This is a genomic window from Lyngbya sp. CCY1209, from assembly GCF_035615495.1.
GTDB lineage: Bacteria > Cyanobacteriota > Cyanobacteriia > Cyanobacteriales > Microcoleaceae > Limnospira.
The window spans coordinates 1-307 of the sequence record NZ_JAJENU010000686.1; the positions used below are offsets into that span (position 1 = coordinate 1).

Here is a 307-nt window from a genome sequence, read left to right on the forward strand (position 1 = left end):
TTTGACTTCGGACTGAAAATGTTTCTCACGACCTCTGAAGGCTTCAGTATTGACGCCCCGCTGTTTTTTAAGCAATCTCTCCGTGAGATTCAGAAGGCGAACCGAGAACTGTCCCGCAAACAGAAAGGCTCGAACAACCGAGAACGCGCTCGAAAGAACCTAGTTCGTCGCCACGAAGACATTGTTCATCGGCGAGAGGACTGGTTCTGGAAACTAGCTCACTGGCTGACCGATCGGTTTGACGTTCTCTATTTCGAGACGTTGAACCTAAAAGCCATGCAGCGACTCTGGGGACGCAAAGTCTCTG

General features: G+C 50.5%; 1 protein-coding gene. It reads left to right on the forward strand.

Features of this window, described 5'->3' with window-relative positions:
- Positions 1 to 18: 18 nt before the first annotated feature.
- The coding region (locus LKE08_RS28285; RefSeq protein ID WP_324707641.1) for a transposase at positions 19 to 307 on the forward strand (289 nt) is incomplete at its 3' end.